The organism is Streptomyces sp. NPDC001450 (assembly GCF_053597295.1).
Genome location: NZ_JBSFHY010000131.1, coordinates 1 through 2,420 on the forward strand (window position 1 = coordinate 1; position 2,420 = coordinate 2,420).

A 2,420-nucleotide genomic window follows, 5' to 3' on the forward strand; every position below is an offset into this window, starting at 1 on the left:
GTGGCTGGGGTCGGTGAAGTCGAACATCGGGCACACGCAGGCCGCCGCGGGTGTGGCGGGTGTCATCAAGATGGTGCTGGCCATGCGGCACGGGATGCTGCCGCGCACCCTGCACGTGGATGAGCCGTCCTCCCATGTCGACTGGACGGCCGGGGACATCGAGTTGCTGACCGAGGAGCGTGTCTGGCCCGAGGCGGGGCGCGTGCGCCGGGCGGGTGTGTCGGCGTTCGGTGTCTCGGGTACGAACGCGCACGTCATCCTGGAGCAGCCGGTCCATGAGGGGGCTCCGGCTTCTCCCGGGGCCGATCCGCTGCCGCCCCTCGTGCCGTGGGTGGTGTCGGCGCGCAGCCGGGCCGCGTTGCAGGCGCAGGCCGGGCGGCTGGCGGAGTTCGTGAACGGTGACGAGACGCTGGGGGCCGCCGAGGTCGGCACATCTCTGGTGCGCTCGCGGTCGGTGTTCGAACACCGCGCGGTGGTGTGGGGCGCGGACCGTGAGGAGCTGCTGCGCGGGCTCGAGGCCGTGGCGTCCGGTGAGTCGGCCGCCGATGGCGCGGTGACCGGTGAGGCGGGTGAAGGGGGTCGTACGGCCTTCCTGTTCGCGGGCCAGGGCTCACAACGCCTCGGTATGGGGCGGGAGTTGTACGAGGAGTACCCGGCCTTCGCGGACGCCTACGACGCCGTCTGCGCGCACCTCGACACCGAACTGCCGCGCCCGCTGAGGGAAGTGGTCTTCGGCGACGAGGCCGGCGCCCTCAATCGGACGGAGTACGCGCAGCCCGCCCTCTTCGCCCTCGAAGTGGCGCTGTTCCGGCTGCTGGAGTCCTGGGGCGTGTGCCCGGACATGCTGTCCGGTCACTCCATCGGTGAGATCGCCGCCGCCCACGTGGCCGGTGTGTGGTCCCTGGCGGACGCCTGCCGGCTGGTCGCCGCGCGCGGCCGGCTGATGCAGGCGCTCCCGTCCGGCGGAGCCATGGTGTCGCTGCAGGCGTCCGAGGACGAGGTGCTGCCCCTGCTGGCCGGCCGGGAGGCCGAGGCCGGCATCGCGGCCGTCAACGGTCCCCGGGCCGTGGTGGTGTCCGGTACGGCGGAGGCGGTGGAGGAGATCGCCGCGTACTTCCGTGGCCAGGACCGCAAGGTGACGGCCCTGCGGGTGAGCCATGCCTTCCACTCGCCGCTGATGGAGCCGATGCTCGCCGACCTCCGCGCCGTCGCGGAGGAACTGTCGTACGAGCGGCCGAAGCTGTCCATCGTCTCCACGGTGACCGGCGCACCCGCCACCGCCGAGGAGCTGACCTCGCCCGACTACTGGGTGGAGCACGTCCGCCGTACCGTTCGTTACGCCGACGCCGTCCGTGTCCTCGCAGACCAGACCGTCACCCGCTTCCTCGAACTCGGCCCCGACAGCACCCTCACCGTCCTCGCCCAGGACTGCGTGGCGGACGAAGGACGGCTGTTCGTCCCGGTGCTGCGCAGGGACCGGCCGGAGGCCGGGACGGTGGTCGCCGCCGTGGCCGCGGCCTTCACACGTGGTGCCGAGGCGGACTGGTCGAGCCTCGTTACGGACGTGCCGTGGGTGGAACTGCCTACGTACGCCTTCCAGCACGAGAACTACTGGCCGACGATCAAGAGCGCGGAACCGGCCATGAACACCGGTGGTGAGATCGACGCCCGTTTCTGGGAGGCGGTCGAGCGCGAGGATCTCGATTCGCTGGCCGGGGAGTTGGAGCTGGAGCGGGAGACCGTGGGCGCGGTACTGCCAGCGTTGACCTCCTGGCGGCGGCAGAGCGTGGAACAGGCCGCGGTGGACGGCCTGCGCTACCGCGTCGAGTGGCGACCGCTGGCCGATGTCTCCGGGGCGGCCACCCTGTCCGGGCGCTGGCTGGTGGTCGAGCCGGCCGCGATGGCCACGGACGCCTGGGCAGAGGCCCTGCCGGCCGCTCTGGCAGCCCGTGGTGCGGAGGTGGAGCGCGTCGTGTACCAGGCCGGTACCGATCGTGCCCAGCTCGCCGCGCGCCTGGAAGGTACGGCGCCGGTCGCGGGCGTGGTGTCGCTGCTCGCTCTCTCCGGCGACGTGGCCGAGGACGGCGTGCCGGTGGGCGTGTCCGGGTCGGTGGCGCTGGTGCAGGCCCTGGGTGACGCCGGTGTGACGGCCCCGCTGTGGGTGCTGACCCGGGGTGCCGTCTCCGTCGGCCGCTCGGACGGCCCCGTCGACGCGCTGCAGACAGCGGTCTGGGGCCTGGGCCGAGTGGCGGCACTGGAGGCCTCGGACCGCTGGGGCGGTCTCATCGACCTGCCCGCGGTGATCGACCGCCGCACGGCGGGCCGGCTGGCTGCTGTTCTGGCTGGTGTGGGGGGTGAGGATCAGGTGGCGGTGCGGGCGTCCGGTGTGTTCGGGCGTCGGTTGGTGCGGGTGGTCCGGG

At 72.8% G+C, this 2,420-nt stretch carries 1 protein-coding gene; it reads left to right on the forward strand.

Going from position 1 to position 2,420, the window contains the following annotated elements; translation table 11 throughout:
• A partial coding sequence (locus ACWC5O_RS45315) for a type I polyketide synthase (RefSeq protein ID WP_450781373.1) occupies positions 1 to 2,420 on the forward strand: 2,420 nt, incomplete at both ends.